The following is a 21,899-nucleotide window of genomic DNA, read 5'->3' as shown; positions in this document are numbered from 1 at the left end:
TGACGTCAGCCCAGCACCAGTTCCAGCGGCGGCGACAAACCAAAATCGCCCACTTGCGACACCCGCACCGCCGTGTTCTGGCTAAAGCTGCCCGCGCCCAGCGTCAGCACCGGCTGCTCAATCTCCAGCGTCACTGGCGAATTGACAGCGTTGCTATACTCAACCCGCCACCGGCTCGCGGCTTCACCCGCCGGCGCATCAATGCCATCGCGCCAGCGCGCACCCAGGCGGCTCCGGGCCACCCAACTAACCCGCCGCCCACCATCGGCCAGGCGATCGACGCGCCCGTGTACCGGCGATAGGGGGAGCACGGCGCGCGCACCCGCCGCGACCAGGTGCGCCGCCATCGCTGTGCCGCCGCGCTCCTGCAACTCGATCGCGGCCCCATCGCTCGCTGCGCGCGTCGCCATGGCATCGGGCAATGCCAGCACGGCATTGTCATCGATCAGCACGAAGCCGGTTCCCGCTGGGTGCGGCCCGGCCACATCTTCGGTCCCGCCGCGCCCGCGCAGCAGTTGCTCCAACCGCCAGCGCCCGCCCCCCAGCGGGGTCGCCCGCGCAAACTGGATCACCTCGCCGCCAACCATCGCCCGATTGCCGCCCGCCAGCAGCTGCGCCTCGCTGATATTCAAGAGGGCCATGCTATCATTGACCAGCCGCACCTCGATTGCCGTGGCACGGTCGATCAGCACGGTCTGCATCGCGGCCAGCGGGGCTGCCAGCGCACCCAGCGCCAACGCCCCGCCAATCCGCGTGAGCGGCTCGGGTTCGGCTGCGGCGTCGTTCAACCACCACAGGTCGGCACCGCGCCAGCGTGCATCGCTTCCGGCAGCCGCCACCAACCGCAGCGGCGCGGTGCGCGCGCTTTCACCGTCGCCCGGCGCATCAAAAATCGCGACGGTCGTTGCGCCGCCGGGCAAATCGCCCGGCACAATGGCCGCGCCGCCATCTCCAGCGGAATAGCTGGTGCCAACGGTCGGCGCGTGCTGAACCAGCGTTAGTTGCACCCCATCGCCGGCAACCGTTCGCTCCGCAATCCGCCAGCGCGCGCTGGCCGTTCCGTCCACGACCAACGGCAACACCGCACCCAGCGGCAGGGCCAGCGCGCCCAGACCGGCGCGCAGTGTCACGGTCCGGCGCATATCGCCCGCCACCAGCGCCAACCGCGCCGCCTCGCCGCGCGCAGCCGCGGCGCTCAATGCCGCGGGAAGTTCCAGCACCGTTGCCCGCGCACCACCGCCCGCAACCGCCGCTGTCTGCACGCTGGTCTGAAAATCGCGCGCGGGGTCGAAGTAGCGCAAGCTGACGGATTCGGCGACCTTGGCCAGCGCGCTACGCTGCTCGCTTGCGGCCTGCAATGGCGCTGCACGGTGCACCTGCGCCAACCCCGCATCGACCGGCGCGGGCCATGCTACCTCGGGTGCGGCAAGCTGCCAGCCATCGCTTCCCTGTCGCAGCCCCAACTGCGCCAGTTCGGCCAGCGGCGCGATGGCATCGCGCACCCGCGCGCCGTTGGCGGCATAGCCATCCAGCGCTGCTCCTGGCGGCGCTGCCACCATCTGATTGGTCAGCGCGCTCGCCACTACCGCAATATCAACGGGACCGGCATCGGCGACGACTTCGAAACTCATTTGCGGAATCCGGTTGCCGAATGCGGTCAGGTCCAGATCTTCGAGCAGGATATAGGCAATGCCGCGAAACGCGCTGGCCTCCTCCATTCCCAGCACGCTCGCGATCAGCGGATCAACCGGCTGGTCGGCGCTGCCATCATGCACCCGCACCGTCACCGTTTCGGCGAGCTTCCCCGCGCGATCGCGCAGCAACGACCCGTCGGCCCAGATGCGCCCGACCGCACGGATTGGCCGCGCTGACAGCGCCACCGCCAGCGACGCCGAATAGCTATATTCGACGACCTTGGGCCGCCCCTTGCCCTGCGTTCGCTTGGCCCGCCGCTCGATCAGGTCGGTGGCCCAAATCACCGTCCCGGCCACGCGCAAAGTACCGAAAATTTGCGGGATCGCATCGCCATAGCTCGACGTCTGGACCTTCAGGTCGGATAGCCGCGCGCCGACCCTCGCCTTGGGCGCAAACAGCGCGGCATCGACCTGCTGCCCCAGTATCGCGCCCAGCGCCCCGCCAATCGGCCCGCCCAGCGCGGTACCAACCGCCGTTAAAACCAGCGTTGCCATGTCCTACCTTTCCGCGTTCAATCGCCACCGCGATGCTGCCTCGGGCAACCGGCTTGCAGGCGCCTCCACCACGCGCCGCAACCCCGCATCGGCGTGGATGATGCGTCCCGGTGCCAGCAGCGCCAGATGCAATTGCCGCCCAGACAAGGCGAACAGTCCGACGTCCCCAGGCCGTGTCGCTCCGCGCACCGGCACCAGGCCCGCCTCCGCTACCAAGGCCTCCGCCCGGCACAGCGCCCACCCGCGCAGCGGATAATCATCGATTGCCGCCAACCTGGTTCCCGCCGCCGCATATGCCGCGACAATCACGCCGACACAGTCCAGCCCCGTCGTCGCCGCGCGCCCCTGCAGGCGGAACCTTACGCCCACCAGCGCCTCGGCCGCTGCCCAAACTGCGCTCATCCGCCTGGGTAGCGCGTCAGCAGGTCAAACCCAGGCAGCTGCGCCTCCCCGCGAAAATTCACGGCGTTGCCAAAGCGCGCGGCGCAGGTGGCAAGCCTTTTGTCGCACCCTTGCCGCAGCTCGACTCGCGCAGGAAACGCAGGCAGCAAGGGCGGCAGCTCGGCCAGCGTCACGCGGTCCGCCCCTTGCGCGATGATCGGACTACTCAGCCCTGCCGCCCCGCCATCCAGCCAGCGCAACCGACCAAGCACAAAAATGTCCGCCGCCACCGGCGCGTTCAGCATGACTTCCCGTCCGCTCACCGCCACCGCGCCCATGCGCATCGTCAGCGGTGCCAGCGCCACGCGGCAATCCCTGTCACCCAGCTGGGCGCGGCAGGTTGGCGACGTTAGCCGCGCCACTGGTGCATCCAAAAATGTCAGCGGCCCCAGCAATTCGGCGGCAAATTCGCGCCCGCGCTGCGCGATGCTCCCCAGCGTCCCTTGCGCCACGACCACGGGAACAGCATCGCCATCCTCCCAATCCACCAGCAAAAGCGTCAAAGCCGCGCCGTCCCAGCGTCCCGCAGCAATATCCTCGGCGCGGATCGCTGTACTGCTGATCGCACCCGACAGGTCGATGCTCTGTCCCTCCAGCCGGTCATGCTGCTCGATCTGCGCCGGCCGCATTCCCGGCGCGGCGCGATATAACAGCCCGCCGCGCCACAAGTCGCGGTCGTGGCTCGTCAGCCCGACAACCACCCCGTCGCGCCGCGCCAGCCGCCAGCACCATGCCGCGGTGACCAGCGGCTGCGCCAACCACGCCGCGCTCATCGCCGCACCTCGATCAGCGGCACTTCGCCGGCCTCGCCTGCCAAAAAGGTTGCGCGGTCGATCGTCAGCCGGTCCTCGGCAAAGCGTACCGGCACATCGAACAAAAATCCCGCGCGCACTTCGGCCCCCGCGGCAGGCGCCACATCGAACAACAATAGCCCGTCATCCAGCAGCGCAAAGTCCACCGTCGCTGCCCCGCCAACCGCCGCCACAACGCTGCCCGCCACCGGCAGCGTGATCCGCCGCACCTGCGCGTCTGCGTCGCTGCCATAGCGTTTCACCAATGCAAAATCGCGCCGCACCCCGTCGCCGGTCCCCAGCAACTGGTTACCCGCCTCCGGGGCGCCGCCATCCACCGCCGAGCTCGCATCCAGCGGATCGCGAAAGCGAAACCCCCGCGCCGCCCCGCGCCGTGCCCGGAAAAACGCCGCCAGCTCGCGCAGCTCGCCTTCGCTCCGCACCCCCGGCCCGACGTCATAGGCCATGCGCGCGTCGGCCCATTCGCTGACGCGCTGCTCATGCCCCGACGGCGCGGCGATCACTTGCGTCGCAAATTCGGTCACCACCTGCGCCGCGCGTCCGATCACGATGGGGAAGTCCACATCATCAAAATCCTGCACATCATCCTCCCCGCCCCCAATTTCACTGGCGCCCAGCACCAGCCCGTCGCGCGCTACCTGCGGCAGCGCCCAGATGAACACGCGCGCTACCCCGCGCCGCCGCGCAGCCGTCGCCGCATCGACAATCGCCCGCCACTGCGCCTTGTCCGCAGCATTGAGCACAAAGCCCGCCAGATACTGCTGCTCGGCCACCGGATACCCCAGCCGCGCGACGATCGCCGTCGTCCCCGGCCCCGTCTCGGCCCCGCGCTCACCCGTCACCCAGTCATAATCCTCCAGCTGCACCACATCGAACGCGGGCTTTGCCCAGCCGATCGGCACATTCGCGCGCCGCACTTCGGCCGCCGCCGCATCCAGCACCGTGGGCAAAAAGATCAGGATATGGCTCACCAGCCCGCCCGGCCCTGCCGCGGCTTCCGCCGCCGCGACCAGCGCCGCCGTCGCTTGCGCCAGCAACGCCCCCAGCGCATCCAGCATGGCGATCTGCGCTGCGGTCTTCGGCCCGGCGATGTTGGCCATTGGCACGCTCAGCGGCCCCAACGCCGCCACCGTCGCCGCGTCATAGCAGCACAATCGCCCGCCGCTGTTGGTCCACCACCACGGCTCACCCACCTGGAATTTCGCGGGCAATCCCGCCGCCACCCCAATGGATACAAAGGCCTGCGCCACACTCTGCAGATATGCCATCGCTTCGGGCACGGCGGGCGAAAGCAACGTCGACGGCGGCACCCACCCCGTCAGCGCGGGCGCCCCATCCGCGCTGCGTTGCTTCCACCCCGCGCGGCAATAGGCGTCGAACAATTCGAACGACAGCGACCAGATAATCCCCAGTCCCGCCGCCTTCGCTTCCGCCGCAAAGCCCGCATGCCAAGTCCTGCACGGCGCCGCCAGCGCCCCGCCGCTCGTCCCTGCCACCAACAACGTGCCATCGCGCTCCAGCTGCGGATAATGGCTCATCCCGACATAATGGATAATGTCGCCGCGATAGCCCAAGGCATCGATCATGCGCACCACCCGCTGCGGCGTCAGATTGTACACATCGTCATATCCGGTCGCGATTCCCACCCCCGGATCACCCAGCCGCGTATCGCCGATCGCCAACACCGCACCCGACCCGGTCACACGGATGTCGGTCAGTTCCACCCACCCGCTCGCCGCCGCCGCACGCACGCCGCTGGTCAGGCCATAGTCAGGCGCGACGAGCGAAAGGAACATGCGGTCGATATCGCCCGCAAAAACCGGGTCGGCCTCGCTCGGCAGCAGGAACCCGGCATCGAGCGCACCGAAATCCAGTGCAATTTCCGCATCCTCTGCGGTACCGCTGGCATAGTTCCACAGCCGCACATACCAGGTCCTTGGATTCCCTGCGGCATCGCGCCCTTCGATGGTCAGCGTCGGCCCATATACTGCATTCAGCGGTTTGATCCCGCCCGACCGCCACCGGAACCGCAGCTGACACCGCCGATAATCGCGCGCCGTTTCATAGCCCAGCAGCGGGTGGTCCCACTTGTCCTCGCTCGTCCACTCCAGCCCGCACAAATCCTCGTGCCGCTGAAACTGCACCTCACAGCGCAGCGCGTCGGGTCCGGTCGCGACAACACAGCCCAGCATCGGCCGCGGAAAATTGACCGTCCAGAAACGGGGGTCGAACCGATGGATGAAATCAGCGGCCTGTTCAGGCGCGCGCGCTTCGGTGAGCGACCACAGCATCTCAGTGCCTCGCTCTTTGCGGCCGGACATGCTCCCCGGCGAAAGCCGGGGTCCATGCTACGACGCACCACGCCTGCTGGACCCCGGCTTTCGCCGGGGAACGGTTGGCAACATGTCGGTGGGGGAAACATTTTGGCATCACTCAATCCTCCAGCTCGCTGATTGCCCGCCGTACCGCGCGCGCCACCTGGCGGCCGGACCGCGCCAGCCGCTCCGGGTTCTCCGTTCCGCCCCGCACATTGACATTGATTGTCACCGGCGCCCGCGCTCCCGCACCGCTCGCCTCAACCCGCCCGCTCGCCGTTGGCACGAACAGTTCGGGCCCGCGCTCGCCGACCAGATAGGCGCGCCCTGCGCTCACCGGTCCGCCCGTCGCCCGTCCCGGCGCGCCCGCCAGTCCCGTAAGCACGCTCGTCAACAACCCGCCAATGCCGCCCGAGCCGCCCCCACCAATTGCGCCAATCCCGCTCGCAATCGCCGAACGCGCAATCTCGGCCAGCGCCGTCACCGCGACGCGCCGCAGATCGTCGAACCCCAGCTTGCCCGTCTGCACCGCGCGGCTCAGCGCGCTTTCAATCGCATTGCCCGCGCGCGCTGCGCCCGCGCTCAACGGCCCCTCCAGCTCGCCCTTCAGCGCGGCTACTTCGCGCCGCAGATCGCTGCCATCGGCGCGCAATTGCACCACCAGCTCGTCCACCTGATCAGCCATCGGGAAATTGCTCCATCAACTGCGCGCGCAGCGCCGCATCGGGGGGCGGCGCACCCCAATCGCCGCCCCCCTCACGCCACCCGCCCAGCACCATCGCGGCCTCGGCGGGCGTCGCATTCCAGAATATCTCGGGCGTCCATCCCGCGATGCGCGCCATGTGCCCGCAAAGGCGGAGTGCGGTGGGCGCAAACTCATCAGTTCCATACATAGCCAAACGTCCCCTCCCGTTTACGGGAGGGGCAGTGAGACTTGCCCCGGACTTGATCCGGGGCTTAGTCGCAGCGGGGTGGGCACGCGGCCAAGCGCCATGCCTACAGACCCACCCCAACCCCTCCCGCAAGCGGGAGGGGCTTTTTCACCGCCCCTGCAAAATCTGCATCAGCACGCTGCGCAGCACGGGCGTTACCGCCACCAGCCCCGCGCCCGCCACCGCCTCGCCCACCGCCGCGCGCGTCAGCGCCTCGGGCCGTGCGTCGATACAGTGCCACAGCAGCGCCGCCGTCTCCGCGAGCCCCAGCCCGCCCGCCGCCGCACGCTCGGCCAGCGCAAACAGCGGCCCCAACTCATCCTCCGCCGCCACCAGCGCCGTAAAGGTTGGGCGCAAGCGATACACCTCGCCCGCCACGCGCAGCTCGGCCTCGCCGCGCAAGGCATTGGCCGCGCCGCTCACAGGCTCGCCACCGCGCCGGAGGATTCCAGGTTCAGCGCATAACTGCGCTCGCCATTATAATCGCCGGCATAATCGAGCCGCGTCACCAGGAACTTCCCCCGCATCCGCTCGCCGCTTTCGAAACTCAGCTCATAATCGGCAAGTCCGCCGTTCAGCGCCTTCGCGCGCACCGACGTTTCCGCTGCCGACCCGGTGAAGATCCCCGCGGCCGACACCGACACCGACCGCACCCCGGCGCCCGACAACAGCTCGCGCCACCCGCCGCTGTCCTTGGTGGTCACGTTCACGGCCTCGCCGTTCACCGACATTTGCGTCGTGCGCAGCCCCGCCACCGTCACATAGGCCGGGGTCGGCGCGCCATTCGAAATTTTGAGCAAAAAGGCGCTGCCATTCTCGATTGCCATCGGCTAATCTCCTCATCATAAAAATGTCACAAGGCCAACTACGGGGGGCAAACCCCCGAAACCGGGGAACGAAGATGCTGAAAATCACTTTGCTGCTCACCGCGGCGCTCGCCGCGCAATCCGCCGCCTCGATGGACAAGGCGCGCGCCGACTATCTCAAATGCATGCGCGGCTTTTTGTACAAATCGGTCGAGGCCAAAATGCCCGAGGCCGAATTTGGCGTCGCGGTGAAAAGCGCTTGTTCGACCGAACAGGCCGCCTTCCACGCCGCGGTCATCGCGCTCGACCGCGCCGACGGGGTCAAGCCCGCTGACGCCAAGGAAAATGCCGATTTCCAGGTGCAGGACTATATCGACAGCTTCACCGAAAAATTCGCCGATTATATGGCCACAAACACGATGCCGCCAAAAGACTAGGCACCGCTGCCCGAAACACCGTAGTGCTGAGCCTGTCGAAGCACGTGGCGCAGGAATGCGCCCAAGCTTTTAAACGCGCCGCGCCCTTCGACAGGCTCAGGGCTACGGTGCTCTAGTTCACCAAACACCGCACCCGCACCTCAAACGCCTGTACCCAGCGCCCGGTCTTGTCATGCTCGCCGCGCGCGCGCAGCAGCCGCGCGCTCACCAGCTCCCAGCCGTCCTGAACCCCGCGCAGAGCAGTTACCACCGCCGCCACGCGCGCACCCACCAACCCGTCCCCCGGGCCATCCGGCGCGGCCCAGGTCACCCGCACCAGCACCTCGGCCCCGGGACGATCCTTGGTCCCCCAGTCGCTCACCCCCAGCGGCCCGATCGCCACAAAGGGCAAGGTCGCGCGCGCCGCCGGCCCTTCGTGCACGGCATTGACCGCGCCCATCAGCGCCGCGTCGCCGCGCAGCAAAGCCGCCAGCCGCGCCGCGACCGCCGCCTCCGCGCTCACAGCGACACCCGCCGCCACGGCGTCCACAGCGCCGTCACAATGTTGGGAACAGCAGGTTCGCCGCCGCCGTCCCGCGCCGCGTAAAGGTGCTGGATCATCCGCAGCATCCCTTGCTTCAGCGCGTCGGGCACGGCGCCCGCTTCCAACGCCAGCCCCGCCTGATAGCGCACGATCACGCTTTCCGCCGCGCCCGGCTGCAGCACCCGCACCGCCACCGCGCCATCATTCTCGGCGCGCATTTCCCAGGCCTCGCGCGCCAGCACCACTGGCAAGCCCGTTTCGGGTTGCAGCGTCACATCGATCACGCTGCGCACCGGCTGCCGGCGCAGCCGTATCCACCCGTCCGCCACCGGCCGCTCCTCGGCAACCTCGCGCACGACCAGCATCTGCCCCGTCGCCAGCTCGCACAAATTGGCCGCGCTGCGGATAAGTGCCGTCACGACGCCATCTTCGGTGTTCGGCCCCAGCCGCAGCCACTCCCGCGCCTCGGCCAGCGATACCGGCAGAGGGCCGGCCTCGATTGTCAAACTGTGCATATCACTCTCCCAATCCCCTCTGTGCCCGCAGGGCATGGGGAGGTGGCCCCGAAGGGGTCGGAGGGGCCGCCCCCTCGCGTCCGAAAATGTTTCACGCAGAGAGCGCCGAGTTCCAAAGAGTCCGCAAAGAAAACGTTTGCCAAGCCCTCTTGTCCAAAACCTCGCAGCCCTCACCAAAGTGCAAGGGAAAGAAAAAGCTTCGCTCAAAAAGCCCTCTGCGGTCTCTGTTCCCTCTGCGCCCTCTGCGTGAACCCAAAAAGCCCCTCCCCCGAAGGGAAGGGGAAGCGCATCAGCTCACGGCAAATTTCATCAGTTTCACCGCCTCGCTGTTCGCCAGCGCGCCGCCCACGCGCTTGGTCGCGTAAAAATGCACAAACGGCTTGTTGCTGAACGGATCGCGCAAGATCGCTGTCTCGCCGCGGTCGGCAATGACATAAGCCTCGCGGAAATTGCCAAACGCGATCGACAGGCTGTCGGCGGCGATGTCGGGCATATCTTCAGCCTCGACCACCGGATAGCCCAGCAGCGTCGCGGCTTGCCCCTCGATCAGCCCCGGCTGCCAGATGAACGCGCCGTCGCTCGTTTTCAGCTTGCGGATGCGCCCCAACGTATCGCTGTTCATCACCCAGGTCGCACCCTGGCGATAGGGCGCGCGCAGCGCGTGGACCAGATCGACCAGCTTGTCCTGCGGGTTTGCCGCCGGAAATGCCCCCGCTACGCCCGACGCCACATGCTGGATCGTGCCGAATGGCCGCGCCGTGTCATTCTGGTTGGTCGTGGCATAGGTCAGCAGCCCTTTGGGCCGATTCACCCCGTTGCCGGTCAGAAACGCCGCGCCTTCGGCAACGGCAAATTCGCGCGCAATCTGGTCGGCCAGCCAGCCTTCAACATCGAACATCGCATCGTCGAGCATCGCCTGGCTCGCCGCCGGATTGGCATAGAGCGACCCCGTCGGCGGCACAATTTCGGTAAAGCTGCGCGTTGCGGTTTCGGGCCGCGCCGCGGTCTCGCCAACCCAGCCCGCTGCCGTCGCACCGGTTGCGATCAGCTTGCGATAGCCAGCGGTGCCCGTCTGCACGACGTTGGCGATGGCGCGAATTGGCGACAGCGATTTCAGCGTCGCGCCGATCATTTCATCAATCTCGCGCGGCACCGCAAAACCGCCCTCGGCATTGGTGGCCCCGCTAAGCGCCTTCAATTCCACGCCCACATCCAGCCCGCGCCGCAGATAACGCTCGGCAAAGGCCACGCGCGCCGGATCGCGCACGCCGCCATCCGCCGACTTCACCCCGTCGAGCGGCAGGCGCGCCGCGCTTACTGCCGCCCGCTCGACCTGCGCGCGCAACGCCGCCACCTCGCCGCGCACCGCGGCAATTTCCTCCGCCGCCAACACCGCCTCGAACGCGCCTTCCAGCGCCTCGGCCTTTACCTCGATATCCATAAACTCACTCCTTCACTTGACCAACTTCCACCGCAATCACCCGCGCCAGCGGCTGCATCGGCTGCTTCACCAAACTCACCTCGATCAGTTCGACATCGTGCAGCACGCGCGGACCCACCCCCGCCGCGCGCTTCACCCGATATCCGAACGACAGCCCGGTCATGCGCCGCGCCGCGACCAGCGCGCCGACGCGCGGGCCAACCCGCGCCACCACGCGCAATCCCCGCGCATCCTCCGCCAGCCCCTCGACTGTGCCGATCACCCGCGCGGGATCATGCTGCCACAACAAAGGAACCCGCACCCCTGCCGCCAACGACCCGGCAAAAGCCCCCCGCCGCACCACATCCCCGCCGCGGTCCACCCGGTCAAAAATGGCGGCATAGCCCGCGAACCGGATCTCCCCTCCCGCTTGCGGGAGGGGCCGGGGGTGGGCCTGTGCTGGCGCGGCCACCACCGCCCCCATCACCGCACCCACGCGCCAAACCCCAGTTTGACGGCAAGTCCGATCAACAGCAGCGCCAGCGCCCCGCGCACCGCCCAATCGACCGCCGCCTTCCATGCGCTCGATTTGGCATCGCGCCAGGCTTTCAGCAGTTCGCGCAGCTCGCTCACATCATCGCGCGCCGCCTCGTCGGCCAGGCCAAGCCGCGCCAGCGCCCGCCGCGCTCCCAGCTCCGCCGCCTCTTCCACCGCCGCGCGCCACAACACATCATCAGGCGCAGCCGCATCGCTCAGCAGGCGCGCCAACGCCGCTTCCTCGTTCATGATTTTTCTCCAAAACTGAAACCCCCTCCCGTTGGGTAGGGGCTGCGATGCCCGCTAACTCACCGTAGGGCTGAGCTTGTCGAAGCCCGTCGCGCAGCAACAAACTGACGGCGCAAATCCGTGCCACGCCCTTCGACAAGCTCAGGGCTACGGTGCAGGCCTCACTCCACCCCCACCAACGCCCGCTTTTCCTCGCGCGTCAGCCAGTCGGCGCTCGCCACCATTGCCCACAGCCGCTCGCGGTCCTCGGCCATCGCCGGCACCTTATCGACATCGACGCGCAAGCTCGCATCGGCGAACCACGGCGTCAACGCGCCCGCGATCCCGCCCAAAATCTTGCCCGCCAGCGGCAACACCGCCTGCCGCCACAGCGCGCGGCTGGCCTCGCGGTAATTCGCATAAGTCGCATCCCCCGGCAGCCCCAGCAGCATCGGCGGCACGCCAAAGCCGGTCGCGATTTCGCGCGCGGCTGAATCCTTCAGCGCCAGGAAATCCATGTCCGCGGGCGACAGCGACAGCGATTGCCATTTCAGCCCGCCTTCCAGCAACATCGGCCGCCCCGCATTGGCCCCTCCCGCGAAACTCTCGTTCAGCTCGGCGCGCAGCCGGTCAAACTGTTCGGGCGACAGCGGCAATCCCTTCTCGCCCTCATGCACCAGCGCCCCCGATGGCCGCGCCGCATTGTCGAGCAGCGCGCGGTTCCAGCGATTGGCCGCATTATGCGCCGCCACCGCCGCCGCCACCGCCGACAAGCACCCCACGCCATAATGGTCATCGCCGGGGTGCAGCCCCTGCAAATGCACGATCGCTGGCCGTCCCAACTCGTCCAGCGCATCAAGCAAAATCACCTGTCCGCCCACGCGATAGCGATAGGCCACCGGCCACCCCCGCCCATCGGCCTCGACGCTCACCCGCTCGGGCCGCAGCGCAAACAGCTCGCTCGGCACGCCATCAACGCTGCCAATGATTTGCACATAGGCATTGCCATGCAGCATCAACTGCGCCGCCAAAGTCTCGAGCAAAGCTTGCCCCGCGCTCGCGCGCCGCACCAAAGCCACCAGCGCCGGATCCGACGCCACAAGCGGCGCCTCGCCAACAGCCTCCGCCACCATCCGCACCGCCCGCGAAGCAATGGCATTGCCCAGATAAGCCTCGCGAAACTGCACCTCATACGAAGGCGCAGCCACCGGCGCGGCCCCCGAAAAACGCGACAAAAATGGCCGCGCAGCACCCTGCGCGGCCTTACGGCTCCAGAATTTCATGATCGTCTCCTGCTTAAATCCTCCCTGTGGCTGCAAAGCAGACATGGGGTGTCGGCGCGCCCGCAGGGCGTGACGGAGGGGCTAAGCTTCGCCTTTAGCCAACGTCCCTAAACCACCCTCACCCGCACCCCATCCCCCACGCGCTGCCCCTCGCCCAGCGCGGTCAGCGCCCACACGCATGCATCGGCGCGGTCCGGTGAGCGCCCTCCTGAGCCTGTCGAAGGACCGGCATAACCGCCCCCCATCACCAGCCCGCACAGCTCGTCCTCCAGCGCGGGAAACACCCCGGCATGCACCACCTCGCCGCGTTCGTAGCGCAGCGCCACCGGCTCGGCGCGCGCGCCTTTGCCGTGCGCCGCCCACACCAGCTTCACCGGCAATGCCGGGTCGGCCTGCCACAGCACTTCGGCCACCATCGCCCCACCCTGATTGCGTTCGGCAACCACCCGGTCCGCCCGCCAGCGCGCCGCGGCCGCGCTCACCGCCTTAGCCCAGCCCGCCGGTCCCAGGCCCGCAACGCTCGCATCTTCCAGCACCGCCAGCTGCCCGTCGCGTAAGGCCCCGCACACGACAATCCCGCACGCATCACCGCCGCCGCCAGCACTGCCGCCCGCAGGCGGGTCAACCCCGATCACCACGCGCCCCGGCACACCCACGCTGTCCGCCGCCACCCGGCACCGCTCGATCAAATCGCGCGTCCACAGCGCGCCCTCGGCATCCTCCAGCAGCTCGCCGTCCAGCTCCTGCCGCCCCAGCCGCGTCCCGCCATAGATCCGCTCCATCGCCTCTACCCAGCCGCTATCCATGTTGAGCCGGTTGGCCTGCGTCCGCCCCCGCGTCACCACGACGCCGGTCTCGGCCACCAGCCGCCGCAACAGCGGCCCGCCGCGCGGCGTCGTGGTTGCGATCGCCTGCGGCCCCCTGCCGCGCCGCAAGGTCAGCATCAAATTGTCCCACGCCGTCACCGCATCGGGCCATTTGCCCACCTCATCGCACCAGGCGAAATCATGCTCGGGCCCGCGCAGGCTGTCGGCGTCGCTCGCGCCGTACAGCGTCGCCACGCTGCCATTCGGCCATAACAGCCGCTTAAGGCTGCTCTCAAACTCGGGTCGCTCACCCGGCACGCCGATGTTGAGCAGGCCGCTAACGCCCTCCACCATCACGCTGCGCGCCTCGGCCGGCGTTTCGGCAACCAGCGCGATCCGCGCGCCTGGACGCCCCAGTGCCACGGCGCGCACCCATTCGGCCCCGGCGCGCGTCTTGCCAAAGCCGCGCCCGGCGAGCAGCAGCCACACCGCCCAGTCGGCCGGCGGCGGCAATTGGTCGGGGCGCGCCCAATTGCTCCAGTCACATTCATAGTCAGCGGCGCTTTTGTCGGTCTGCCGGTTGATCCAGGCCGCGCGCTGCGCTTCAGGAAGCGCCGCCAGCTCGGGCGCCTTCATTCGGTCCCTGCACGGTCTGCAGCCGCCACGTCCGCCCTTCCAAAGGAACTCCCGCCCACAACCCGAACTCCCCCAACGCAATCGGGCCGCCCGATCAGGGCTTTCACCCCGACCGACCGGCCCGACTCGCAATTCTCGATAGTCCTGTTTTGTGCCATAACAGCGTCACGCTGTCAAGCGAAAATAACCTATATGGTTATATGTTGTCCGGGGACACGCTATTGGGTATCCCCTTTTCGCATGTCGCTAAGGCCTCACCGGCACTGCAGCGAGCCGCGATCAATCTCGCGGCCCAGCAGGCCGCCGCCCACCGCGCCCAGGATGGTGCCGACGGTGCGGTCGCCGCGGCTGTCGATCTCGCGGCCGATCAGCGCGCCGACCCCCGCCCCGATGATCAGGCCGGTGGTGCCATTTTCGCGGCGGCAATAATATTTGCCATCGCGCCCGCGCCAGATGCGGTCGTCACGGCCAATGCGGCGCGGCTCGTAATAGCGGCCACGGCTATCATAAACGCGGTCCTTGGCACGCTTGCCATGCGCGGGGGCCCAGGCGGGCGGATCGGCAAAGGCCACGGTCGGCGCCGCAACGGGCGCCATCACAGCGGCGGCCAAAATCAGTCCAAGGGTCTTTTTCATTTTATCCTCCTCGTATTATCCGAGTGAAATTCGTCTGCGAGCAAAGGCAAAACGGCCAGCGTCACGCGATGTTCCTCGCTCCGCCGCCGCCAGACGTCTGCTCGTCGTCCGCACGGCATCAATGCTGCGGACCGCAACGCTTATCGACGCGCCCAGATGAACCCTTCGTTTATCCGAAATTTAGCGACGGTTCACTCAACCGCCTCGGCCGCGCGCCCGAACGGCGCATTCAACCGCACAATGTACAGGTTCAGGATCGCGGCAAAGCTGACCCAGACAAAATAGGGCACGATCAACCAGCTCGCGAGCACCGAAAACTGGCGCAGCCCCACGCACAGCGCCAGCACCGACCCCCACAGAAACACCACCTCGACCAGCGCCCAGTCGGGCCGCCGGAAATTGAAAAACAACGGCGACCATAAAAAGTGGAACACGAAGTTCACGCCATAGAGGACGATAATCGCGGTCCGCCCGGCATCATCGACCGCGCCGTCCCACGCCAGCACTGCCGCCCACGCCGCCAGCCCCAATATCAGCGTCCATGCCGGGCCAAACAGCCAGTCCGGCGGCTGCCACGGCGGTTTCTTCAGCGCGCGATACCACGGCCCGATGGTGGTCAGCAGCCCGCCTGCCCCGCCCAAAATGATGGCCCAGACGATGGCGGCAATGACATGGGTTTCGGGCATAGTGTGGAGCATGACAGCACATGCTGCGCCGCACAACCGGTGATTGACGGGCGGCGATTGGTCAATTCGCGCCGTCCTGACAATTCGGCCTTGTTGGCCGCCGCAAATCACCTTAGGTCAAGCGCTCCGGGGTTAAGCGACCTCCCGGTCAAGCGCTACGGCGCCCAAGCGTTGCCTGACGGACTCTGCTTGCAGAGCGATGGAGGCTTGCTTGAAACCGACCGCCCTGATTATGTTCCTGTTGCTGTCTGCGCCTGCCCATGCGCAAGACGGCCTGACCGTCACCGGCAGCGTCCGTTTGCGCTACGAAACGATCACCGGCCAGGCGCGTTCCGGGTTTAACACCAGCGACCAGCTTCTCAATCTGCGCACCATCGTCGGTGGCGAATATCGGACCGGCGATCTGCGCATCGGCGCCGAGCTTTTTGACAGCCGTGTCTATGGCGACAACCCTGGCACGCCCGTCACCTCCAATGAAGTCAATACCGCCGAACTGGTTCAGGCCTATGTCGCCTACGAACAGCCGGGCGCGTTCGGCTCCGGTACCTCTATGGCCGTGCAGGCTGGCCGCTTCACCCTCAACCTCGGCTCGCGCCGTCTGGTCGCCGCCGACGATTACCGCAACACCACCAATGGCTATACCGGCGTGCGTGCCGATCTGGGTTTGGGCCGCGGAACATCGGCAACGCTGATTTACACTTTGCCGCAGGTTCGCCTGCCCGGCGACCGCGCCGCGCTGGCCAACAACCGCGTCCGTTTCGACCGCGAGAGTTTTGATCTGGTGCTGTGGGGCGGCATCATTTCCAAAAAGCTCGGGCGCAGCGGCGCCGCCGCCGAGCTCTCCTTTTTCCATCTTGGCGAGCGCGACCGACCGGACGGCCAGTCCCGTGACCGCTCGCTAGAGACCGTGGCCTTGCGGATGGTCCGCGAACCGTCCGTGGGCAAAATCGATTTCGACAGCGAAACCATTTACCAGTTCGGCACGATCAGCAGCGGGCTTGCCGCCACTGCACCGACACTCGACGTGTCAGCATGGGCGGCCCATGCCGAACTGGGCTATACATTGCGCCGTCCCTGGTCGCCGCGCATCGCGCTCGAATTCGATTATGCCAGCGGCGATGGACGCGGGCGGCGCTTTGGCCGCTTCGACACGTTGTTTGGCATGCGGCGCGCCGAACTCGCCCCCGCCGGTCTCTACAACTCGGTCGGCCGCGCCAATGTGCTTGGGCCGGGCATCCGGGTTGAGGCCACTCCGAACAAGCGCCTCGACATTTTTGCGGCGTGGAAACCGCTATGGCTCGCCTCGCGGTTCGACAGCTTCTCCACGACCGGCGTGCGCGATCCAACGGGCCAATCGGGCCGCTTTGCCGGGCATCAGATCGAAGCGCGCTTACGCTATTGGCTGGTCCCCAAGCGGCTGCGGCTGGAATGGAACGGGCTGCTGCTCGCCAAAGGCGAATTTCTGCGGCGCGCACCAAATGCGCCCGATCCGCGCGACACCCGCTATATGTCATTCAACGCGGTGGTCAGCTTCTAACACGGATCTCGCGCCGCTGCCGCCGCAATCGCCGCAGGCTACCCAGCCTGCACCCGGATTTACAGCAGCACCGCATTCTCGCCGCACAGCGGCTGCGCCAGCCGGTCGGGCAATGGCAAAGCGGCCACCCGCGGCGCGATCCAGCGCCGCGCGCGTTCCAGTTCAGCGCCCAATTCCGCGCGTGTCGCGGCAATCCGTGCCTTGCGCTGGCGATTGTCAAAGGCGGCGTTGGGATTTTTCGAATAGGTTGAAAACAGCGGCCCTGACACAATCGCCCCGGCGGCGGCGTCAGACAGCGGACAGCCGAAATAGCGCGCGGCGGCCGACAGGCTGACCTGCGGCGCGTCGAACAATATATTGGCGTCCAGACTGCACAGCGCGGGATTGGCGGCGAGCGCGGCGGCATAGGCGCGAATCTGGAACAGCCACAGCGCGGCGGCCTTTTCGGCGGGGTCCAGCGCCGCCGCACCCACCTCCGGCAACGCCGCGATGCGCATTTCGGCAAAAATGCGTTCCACCCAATTGCGATGATTGGGGCTGCGCAAAATGGCGGTCAGATAATCGTCAAGGCCGAAATGCAGCAAAATGCCGCGCGGCTGCGCCGATACCGCCAGCAGCGCGGGGATGATGGCGTTGACGGGCACATTGGCCTTCACCACCACCCGGTCATCATCGGCAAAGCGGCGCGCCAGCATAGCGGCGGCGACGTCCAGCCGCCGTTGCCAGCTTTCGCTCGCCGCCGCATCGCTCCCCGCCGCCCCGGCCTCGACGCCCAGCGCGCGCAGCGTCACCGGCTCGCGGATCACCAGCGTGCGGCCTGCTTGTTCCAGCGCGCGCGCCAGCAGCGTCGATCCCGTGTGGGCCATGTGGAAAATCCAGCCCAGCTCCGGCGCGGCAGCGGCGCTGGGCCGCGCCGCCGCCACATCGGCCCACGGCACGCGGATCAGCTGGTCGTCCAGCGTGACAATCCGGTCATCAAAGAAAATCGACCGCGCATAACATTCGCGGTTCATCCGCAGGAACAGCGCGTCGCCCGCGTCAAAACCATAGAGGTAGAAATGCGGATCGCGCTGCAGCGCCAACATTTCTGTGCCGGACATGCCTCGGATGTAGCAATGTCGTACCTGCTCGCATAGATGGGCGATGCCCAACGTCTCGCGGCCCTATCCCGACCGACCTCTCACCTTGGTTCAGGCCGCCGCTGGCGAAACCCTCGACGCCGTGCCCGCAGCGACCATCGGCGAACAACTGCGCACCTCTGCCGTGCTTGTGCGCGGCTATCCCGCCGGGCTGGCCAGCTTCAATGCCTTTGCCAAACAATATTGCGCGGTGTCGGTTTTCAACCAAAGCCCCAATCGCGCGATGCTCGACCAACAGAACAATATCCAGTCGGTCAACCTTGGGACCGACGCCTTTCCGCTGCACCCCGAATTGTCGCGCGAACCATGGAAGCCCGATCTGTGCTTTTTCCACTGCCTCGATGCGCCGCGCGCAGGCGGGCAGACGACCTGGTGCGACGGCGTCGAACTCGTCCGCCGCTTGCCCGCGCCCGTGCGCGCCGCGCTCGAGCACCGCGCGCTGCTGTACATTCAGCCCGCGCCGCCCGCCATCCTCGCCTTTTGGCTCGGCACACCCCAACCCGACGACGGCCTGCTCGCCAACCCGCCCGCGCACTGCCCCTATGGCTTTCGCCGCCTGCCGGGCGGCATCGTGCGCTATTTCACCGCCCCCGCGCTGCACCGCACGCTCTTTGGCGGCGAGCTGGCGTTCGGCAATTTCCTCCTCTTCGCGCGGCTGTATCTCAACAATGATCATGTGCCGTTGTTCGACGACGGCAGCATCATCCCCGACTGGATTGTTGACGCCATCCAGCAAGCGGCGGACCCGATTACCTATCCCGTCGGCTGGCAGAGCGGCGATATCTTGATCCTCGACAACAGCCGCTTCATGCACGGCCGCACAGCTATCGAAGAACCCGGCGAGCGGCTGATTGCCTCCTATTTTGGCTATCTCGACGGCGTCGAGCGCGGCGCGCACGAAATCGCCGATCCGCCCTGGCGCAAACCCGGCTTTGCGCCGCCCGGCCCACAGCAAGTGGCGGCATGACCGAAGCCACCGTCATTCCCCCGACTGCCGCGCAAGCGCGCGCCGCCTTGCTGCGCGATGGGCCGATCCTGTCGACTTTGGTGCGGCTCAGCCTGCCCAATCTCATCGCGCTCTGCTCGGCGACGGTCGTCTCGATTGCCGAGACGGCTTATGTCGGCACGCTGGGGGTCGCGGCCTTGGGCGGCGTCGCGCTGGTCTTTCCGGTCTTCATGCTGATGCAGATGCTTTCGGCCGGCGCGATGGGCGGCACTGTGTCGGGCGCGATCAGCCGCGCGCTGGGCAGCGGTGATCAGGCGCGTGCGCGCGGCCTTGCCTTCGCCGCGCTCGCCATCGGGCTCGGGCTCGGGCTGCTGCTCAGCCTCGCGGTGCGCGCCTTTGGTCCGCTTGCCTTTGCCGCCATGGGCGGGCGCGGCGCCGTGCTGGCGTCGGCGATCCAATATGCCAATGTCGCCGCTCTCGCGATCACCGCCATCTGGGTCACCAATATGCTGGCATCGGTGGCGCGCGGCGCGGGCAATATGGCCGTCCCCGCTGCCACCTTGCTGGCGGCGGGACTGGTGCAGGTCGCGGTCGGCGGCGCTTTCGGGCTGGGCCTCGGCCCTGTCCCTCCGCTCGGCATGGCCGGTGTCGCGCTCGGCCAGGTCGCCGCCTTCACCGCGGCGGCAGTCGTGCTGTTCATCCATCTGCGCAGCGCGCGCGCGCCGCTGCGCCTTGTGTGGAGCCCGGGCGCACTGCAGCTGCGCTATATCGCCGATCTGCTGCGCGTTGGCGCGGTGGCGATGCTCTCGCCGCTCCTGTCGGTTTCGACCATCCTCATCCTCACCGCGCTCGTCGCCCGTTTTGGGGCAGAGGCGCTGGCGGGCTATGGCATCGGCGTCCGGCTCGAATTTCTGCTCATCCCCATCGCCTTTTCGGTCGGCGTCGCCTGCGTGCCGATGGTCGGCACCGCCATCGGCGCAGGCAATGTCGCGCGCGCACGGCGCATCGCCTGGACCGCAGGCGGGCTCGCCTTCGCCGCGCTCGCATTGCTTGGCATCGTCGCCGCGTTCGCGCCGGGGTTGTGGGTCGATCTTTTCACCGACGCCGCCGCGGTGCGCAGCGCCGCCTATGACTATCTCGGCATCGCGGGGTTCAGCTATGGCTTCTTCGGGCTTGGGCTTTGCCTTTATTTCGCCTCGCAAGGCGCGGGCCGCGTCGGCGGCGCCATCGCGGCGCAGGCGCTGCGCCTGACGGTCGTGCTGACCGGCGGCTGGTATCTCGTCAGCACCGGCGCCCCGCTGTGGACCGTCTTCCTGCTCTCGGCGCTGGCAATGGTCCCCATGGGCCTCGGCACCGCGCTCTTCATCAAACTGGCGCGCTGGTAGGGGTCACTCCCCCTTGACCACCGCCCCGCCCTTCATGATCACCGCAAAATTCTTGGCCGGGTCACCGATCAGGTCGATGTTGGCGATGGGATCGCTATTTGGAAAGGGGGGGGGGCGACCCCGCGCCGCCCGGCCTGCAAGCGGCAGTCCGGGCTTCGCGGGGTCGCGGTTCGCGCTCAGGGGCGCAGCTGGCCGCGGATTGCCCCGTTGGGATATTCCGCGGTGTGGACATTGACATAATATCGCTGCGGATTTCTCTCGATCCGGTCCTGGGTCCATTCCGCGCCATCGGTGCAACCTTTATAGCCGCCCTCGTTGGCGGGCCGCAGGGTAAACACCGGCGGACCGTTCGTTCCGGGCGCGCCGACATGGATATGCGCGGCGGTGATCGGGCCGATGCCCCTGATATCGTTCAGGTCCCAGCACACTTGGCCGAAATTGTCAGAGATCGATATTTCGGCCTTGCCCGACCCGTTCCGATCGCCCCCGCCCACTTCCTGCGCGCCGGTCAGCGTGGCGTAATAGGTGCTGGCCGTTTCCTCGGCGACAGTTTCTTCAATCGTGGCACAGCCGGCCAGCGCGGCAAAGCCGGCAACGCTCGCCAGCAGGGGGATTGGGTTCATTTTCATGACGGTTCCTTTCACTATGCGCGCGAAATGCGCGTCGCACCTGCAGGGCCTTAACCACCGTCATCGGATTAAGGTCCGCGATCACCGCGCGTGATTTTCGCAGGCCGGGGCGGCGGCGGCGCCCTGGCTCTCCGCCCCGCCACCCACGGCATAGGGGTCGCGCCCGCCGCCGCGCCGCACAATTTCGGCCCACACCGCATCGTCCAGCGGCTGGTGACAGCGGCGGCAGCGCGCCGTGGTGCGTTCCTCCACGCCGATGCGCGCCGCCATGGCATCCAGCTTGGCCATCAACCGCGCGCGCGCGCCCGCCGCTTGCCGCGTCTTGCGCCCGTCGATCCAGCCCCACCCCGCGGCATCCTCGTCGCGCGTGATAAAATCGTCGGGCCCCAGCGGCAGCCCGCGTTCGTCCAGCAACACCGCGCCGCTCTCGTCGGCCAACACCCCCACGCCGGACAGGTCGCCGCGCTGGATCAGCATTTTCAGGATCGCGTCGGACGGCGAAATGCGCCGCTCGACCTCTTCGCCCTTGCGGATGATGATGGTCTCGCGCCCCTCGACCGCACGCTGCCAGGCCACCGCCTCCAGCCCGCGCAGGGCCTGCGCCAGCGCCGCGCGGCACGCCTTGTCAAACGGGGCATAGCGCGCCCGCGCCCGCCGCACCGAATTGCGCGAAATCCCCGCCACCCGCGCGGCATCGGTGACGCAGCCGGTCTGCGCCAGCTTGCCCAGAAACATCTTGGTCCGCGCGTTCGTCCACCCATCCTCGCGCACCCGCGCCCCCGGCATCAACGGCGAAGCCGCCAGCTTGCCCCCATCGCGCTTAGCCTCCTCCCGCTTCCCCGCCTCCCGCTTCCCCGCCATACCCCGCCCTTTCCCGAATCAGTTGGTGAGATTGAGGGAGCATGATGAACCTATTTGGTTCGTGTAGGAAAGAAGTTTTTTCTCCATCGCCCAGTTGCCGGGTCGATCATTCCCCCGGAATGATCTTGGATCGCCGGGAGCTGTCCAACCCGCAGCTCTTGTCGCGGGGTTTGGCTTTTGTTGAGCCGAAGGGCGCTGCGC

24 protein-coding genes are annotated in these 21,899 nt (G+C 67.5%); 4 read left to right on the top strand and 20 right to left on the bottom strand.

Annotated elements, in window-relative coordinates; translation table 11 throughout:
• Positions 1–5 precede the first annotated feature (5 nt).
• The 8 genes from AC2TC0_RS05485 to AC2TC0_RS05450 all read right to left on the bottom strand — a co-directional run bounded on the left by AC2TC0_RS05485 (position 6) and on the right by AC2TC0_RS05450 (position 7,516).
• Positions 6–2,189, bottom strand: coding sequence for a GTA baseplate fiber-binding domain-containing protein (locus tag AC2TC0_RS05485; RefSeq protein ID WP_484716513.1), 2,184 nt, complete (start codon positions 2,187–2,189; stop codon positions 6–8).
• 3 nt (positions 2,190–2,192) lie between these two features.
• A complete protein-coding gene (locus AC2TC0_RS05480; protein WP_484716512.1) occupies positions 2,193–2,591 on the bottom strand; it encodes a peptidoglycan endopeptidase in 399 nt (132 codons plus the stop codon).
• A complete protein-coding gene (locus AC2TC0_RS05475; protein WP_484716511.1) occupies positions 2,588–3,403 on the bottom strand; it encodes a DUF2163 domain-containing protein in 816 nt (271 codons plus the stop codon). The genes AC2TC0_RS05480 and AC2TC0_RS05475 overlap by 4 nt, the downstream gene beginning before the upstream one ends.
• Positions 3,400–5,733, bottom strand: a complete 2,334-nt coding sequence (locus AC2TC0_RS05470) for a DUF2460 domain-containing protein (protein WP_484717457.1) — start codon at positions 5,731–5,733, stop codon at positions 3,400–3,402. Before AC2TC0_RS05470 ends, AC2TC0_RS05475 begins: the two co-directional genes overlap by 4 nt.
• 142 nt (positions 5,734–5,875) lie before the next feature.
• Positions 5,876–6,442, bottom strand: a complete 567-nt coding sequence (locus tag AC2TC0_RS05465) for a tail tape measure protein (protein ID WP_484716510.1) — start codon at positions 6,440–6,442, stop codon at positions 5,876–5,878.
• Complete coding sequence (locus tag AC2TC0_RS05460; protein ID WP_484716509.1) at positions 6,435–6,599, bottom strand: phage tail assembly chaperone; 165 nt, start codon at positions 6,597–6,599, stop codon at positions 6,435–6,437. The genes AC2TC0_RS05465 and AC2TC0_RS05460 overlap by 8 nt, the downstream gene beginning before the upstream one ends.
• Positions 6,600–6,797: 198 nt before the next feature.
• A complete protein-coding gene (locus AC2TC0_RS05455) occupies positions 6,798–7,112 on the bottom strand; it encodes a GTA-gp10 family protein (protein ID WP_484716508.1) in 315 nt (104 codons plus the stop codon).
• Positions 7,109–7,516, bottom strand: a complete 408-nt coding sequence (locus tag AC2TC0_RS05450; protein ID WP_484716507.1) for a phage major tail protein, TP901-1 family — start codon at positions 7,514–7,516, stop codon at positions 7,109–7,111. Before AC2TC0_RS05450 ends, AC2TC0_RS05455 begins: the two co-directional genes overlap by 4 nt.
• A 74-nt stretch (positions 7,517–7,590) precedes the next feature.
• On the opposite strand from AC2TC0_RS05450, the gene AC2TC0_RS05445 reads away from it, so the two are divergent.
• Positions 7,591–7,932 carry a hypothetical protein gene (locus AC2TC0_RS05445; protein ID WP_484716506.1) on the top strand — a complete coding sequence of 114 codons (342 nt, stop codon included), beginning with the start codon at positions 7,591–7,593 and terminating at the stop codon, positions 7,930–7,932.
• Between the two features lie 112 nt (positions 7,933–8,044).
• On the opposite strand, the gene gp17 is transcribed toward AC2TC0_RS05445, so the two are convergent.
• From gp17 to AC2TC0_RS05400, 9 genes are all read right to left on the bottom strand, one after another.
• Positions 8,045–8,452 carry a tail completion protein gp17 gene (gp17, locus tag AC2TC0_RS05440; protein WP_484716505.1) on the bottom strand — a complete coding sequence of 136 codons (408 nt, stop codon included), beginning with the start codon at positions 8,450–8,452 and terminating at the stop codon, positions 8,045–8,047.
• On the bottom strand, positions 8,431–8,970 hold the full coding sequence (locus tag AC2TC0_RS05435; protein WP_484716504.1) for a head-tail connector protein: 540 nt from the start codon (positions 8,968–8,970) through the stop codon (positions 8,431–8,433). The genes gp17 and AC2TC0_RS05435 overlap by 22 nt, the downstream gene beginning before the upstream one ends.
• Before the next feature lie 289 nt (positions 8,971–9,259).
• A complete protein-coding gene (locus tag AC2TC0_RS05430; RefSeq protein ID WP_484716503.1) occupies positions 9,260–10,411 on the bottom strand; it encodes a phage major capsid protein in 1,152 nt (383 codons plus the stop codon).
• Positions 10,412–10,415: 4 nt separating this feature from the next.
• Entirely contained in the window at positions 10,416–10,874 is a 459-nt protein-coding gene (locus tag AC2TC0_RS05425) for an HK97 family phage prohead protease (RefSeq protein WP_484717456.1), read from the bottom strand.
• Positions 10,874–11,176 carry a DUF6127 family protein gene (locus AC2TC0_RS05420; protein ID WP_484716502.1) on the bottom strand — a complete coding sequence of 101 codons (303 nt, stop codon included), beginning with the start codon at positions 11,174–11,176 and terminating at the stop codon, positions 10,874–10,876. The genes AC2TC0_RS05425 and AC2TC0_RS05420 overlap by 1 nt, the downstream gene beginning before the upstream one ends.
• A 161-nt stretch (positions 11,177–11,337) precedes the next feature.
• Positions 11,338–12,438, bottom strand: coding sequence for a phage portal protein (locus AC2TC0_RS05415; RefSeq protein ID WP_484716501.1), 1,101 nt, complete (start codon positions 12,436–12,438; stop codon positions 11,338–11,340).
• Positions 12,439–12,545: 107 nt separating this feature from the next.
• Complete coding sequence (locus AC2TC0_RS05410; protein ID WP_484716500.1) at positions 12,546–13,880, bottom strand: DNA-packaging protein; 1,335 nt, start codon at positions 13,878–13,880, stop codon at positions 12,546–12,548.
• A gap of 254 nt (positions 13,881–14,134) precedes the next feature.
• The gene (locus AC2TC0_RS05405; RefSeq protein ID WP_484716499.1) at positions 14,135–14,515 is read right to left on the bottom strand and encodes a glycine zipper 2TM domain-containing protein; all 381 of its coding nucleotides are present in this window, start codon (positions 14,513–14,515) and stop codon (positions 14,135–14,137) included.
• A gap of 191 nt (positions 14,516–14,706) precedes the next feature.
• A complete protein-coding gene (locus tag AC2TC0_RS05400) occupies positions 14,707–15,201 on the bottom strand; it encodes a TspO/MBR family protein (protein WP_484716498.1) in 495 nt (164 codons plus the stop codon).
• A gap of 211 nt (positions 15,202–15,412) precedes the next feature.
• Between AC2TC0_RS05400 and AC2TC0_RS05395 the strand changes: the two genes are divergently transcribed.
• Positions 15,413–16,738 carry an alginate export family protein gene (locus AC2TC0_RS05395; protein ID WP_484716497.1) on the top strand — a complete coding sequence of 442 codons (1,326 nt, stop codon included), beginning with the start codon at positions 15,413–15,415 and terminating at the stop codon, positions 16,736–16,738.
• 59 nt (positions 16,739–16,797) lie between these two features.
• Here AC2TC0_RS05395 and AC2TC0_RS05390 read toward each other — a convergent pair whose 3' ends face one another.
• Positions 16,798–17,838, bottom strand: a complete 1,041-nt coding sequence (locus tag AC2TC0_RS05390) for a hypothetical protein (RefSeq protein ID WP_484716496.1) — start codon at positions 17,836–17,838, stop codon at positions 16,798–16,800.
• Positions 17,839–17,881: 43 nt separating this feature from the next.
• Between AC2TC0_RS05390 and AC2TC0_RS05385 the strand changes: the two genes are divergently transcribed.
• Both AC2TC0_RS05385 and AC2TC0_RS05380 read left to right on the top strand, forming a co-directional pair.
• A complete protein-coding gene (locus AC2TC0_RS05385; RefSeq protein WP_484716495.1) occupies positions 17,882–18,844 on the top strand; it encodes a TauD/TfdA family dioxygenase in 963 nt (320 codons plus the stop codon).
• The gene (locus AC2TC0_RS05380) at positions 18,841–20,208 is read left to right on the top strand and encodes an MATE family efflux transporter (RefSeq protein ID WP_484716494.1); all 1,368 of its coding nucleotides are present in this window, start codon (positions 18,841–18,843) and stop codon (positions 20,206–20,208) included. The genes AC2TC0_RS05385 and AC2TC0_RS05380 overlap by 4 nt, the downstream gene beginning before the upstream one ends.
• A 176-nt stretch (positions 20,209–20,384) precedes the next feature.
• Here the strand turns inward: AC2TC0_RS05380 and AC2TC0_RS05375 are convergent, their stop codons facing one another.
• Both AC2TC0_RS05375 and AC2TC0_RS05370 read right to left on the bottom strand, forming a co-directional pair.
• The gene (locus AC2TC0_RS05375; protein ID WP_484716493.1) at positions 20,385–20,837 is read right to left on the bottom strand and encodes a CHRD domain-containing protein; all 453 of its coding nucleotides are present in this window, start codon (positions 20,835–20,837) and stop codon (positions 20,385–20,387) included.
• 81 nt (positions 20,838–20,918) lie between these two features.
• Positions 20,919–21,698, bottom strand: coding sequence for a hypothetical protein (locus AC2TC0_RS05370; RefSeq protein WP_484716492.1), 780 nt, complete (start codon positions 21,696–21,698; stop codon positions 20,919–20,921).
• Positions 21,699–21,899: the final 201 nt, after the last annotated feature.

The sequence above is a fragment of the Sphingopyxis sp. sgz302558 genome (assembly GCF_057220455.1).
Note: the sequence above shows the minus strand (reverse complement) of the source record. Positions and strands in the feature narration are given on the sequence as shown.

What these genes read in the sequence shown, in the direction of transcription:
- AC2TC0_RS05465 (WP_484716510.1), bottom strand. Translation starts at nt 6,442, where the DNA reads ATGGCTGATCAGGTGGACGAGCTGGTGGTGCAATTGCGCGCCGATGGC.
- AC2TC0_RS05380 (WP_484716494.1), top strand. Translation starts at nt 18,841, where the DNA reads ATGACCGAAGCCACCGTCATTCCCCCGACTGCCGCGCAAGCGCGCGCC.
- AC2TC0_RS05400 (WP_484716498.1), bottom strand. Translation starts at nt 15,201, where the DNA reads ATGCCCGAAACCCATGTCATTGCCGCCATCGTCTGGGCCATCATTTTG.
- AC2TC0_RS05390 (WP_484716496.1), bottom strand. Translation starts at nt 17,838, where the DNA reads ATGTCCGGCACAGAAATGTTGGCGCTGCAGCGCGATCCGCATTTCTAC.
- AC2TC0_RS05375 (WP_484716493.1), bottom strand. Translation starts at nt 20,837, where the DNA reads ATGAAAATGAACCCAATCCCCCTGCTGGCGAGCGTTGCCGGCTTTGCC.
- AC2TC0_RS05475 (WP_484716511.1), bottom strand. Translation starts at nt 3,403, where the DNA reads ATGAGCGCGGCGTGGTTGGCGCAGCCGCTGGTCACCGCGGCATGGTGC.
- AC2TC0_RS05410 (WP_484716500.1), bottom strand. Translation starts at nt 13,880, where the DNA reads ATGAAGGCGCCCGAGCTGGCGGCGCTTCCTGAAGCGCAGCGCGCGGCC.
- AC2TC0_RS05370 (WP_484716492.1), bottom strand. Translation starts at nt 21,698, where the DNA reads ATGGCGGGGAAGCGGGAGGCGGGGAAGCGGGAGGAGGCTAAGCGCGAT.
- AC2TC0_RS05405 (WP_484716499.1), bottom strand. Translation starts at nt 14,515, where the DNA reads ATGAAAAAGACCCTTGGACTGATTTTGGCCGCCGCTGTGATGGCGCCC.
- AC2TC0_RS05425 (WP_484717456.1), bottom strand. Translation starts at nt 10,874, where the DNA reads ATGGGGGCGGTGGTGGCCGCGCCAGCACAGGCCCACCCCCGGCCCCTC.
- AC2TC0_RS05450 (WP_484716507.1), bottom strand. Translation starts at nt 7,516, where the DNA reads ATGGCAATCGAGAATGGCAGCGCCTTTTTGCTCAAAATTTCGAATGGC.
- AC2TC0_RS05460 (WP_484716509.1), bottom strand. Translation starts at nt 6,599, where the DNA reads ATGGCGCGCATCGCGGGATGGACGCCCGAGATATTCTGGAATGCGACG.
- AC2TC0_RS05420 (WP_484716502.1), bottom strand. Translation starts at nt 11,176, where the DNA reads ATGAACGAGGAAGCGGCGTTGGCGCGCCTGCTGAGCGATGCGGCTGCG.
- AC2TC0_RS05470 (WP_484717457.1), bottom strand. Translation starts at nt 5,733, where the DNA reads ATGCTGTGGTCGCTCACCGAAGCGCGCGCGCCTGAACAGGCCGCTGAT.
- AC2TC0_RS05415 (WP_484716501.1), bottom strand. Translation starts at nt 12,438, where the DNA reads ATGAAATTCTGGAGCCGTAAGGCCGCGCAGGGTGCTGCGCGGCCATTT.
- AC2TC0_RS05445 (WP_484716506.1), top strand. Translation starts at nt 7,591, where the DNA reads ATGCTGAAAATCACTTTGCTGCTCACCGCGGCGCTCGCCGCGCAATCC.
- AC2TC0_RS05485 (WP_484716513.1), bottom strand. Translation starts at nt 2,189, where the DNA reads ATGGCAACGCTGGTTTTAACGGCGGTTGGTACCGCGCTGGGCGGGCCG.
- AC2TC0_RS05480 (WP_484716512.1), bottom strand. Translation starts at nt 2,591, where the DNA reads ATGAGCGCAGTTTGGGCAGCGGCCGAGGCGCTGGTGGGCGTAAGGTTC.
- AC2TC0_RS05385 (WP_484716495.1), top strand. Translation starts at nt 17,882, where the DNA reads ATGCCCAACGTCTCGCGGCCCTATCCCGACCGACCTCTCACCTTGGTT.
- AC2TC0_RS05430 (WP_484716503.1), bottom strand. Translation starts at nt 10,411, where the DNA reads ATGGATATCGAGGTAAAGGCCGAGGCGCTGGAAGGCGCGTTCGAGGCG.
- AC2TC0_RS05435 (WP_484716504.1), bottom strand. Translation starts at nt 8,970, where the DNA reads ATGCACAGTTTGACAATCGAGGCCGGCCCTCTGCCGGTATCGCTGGCC.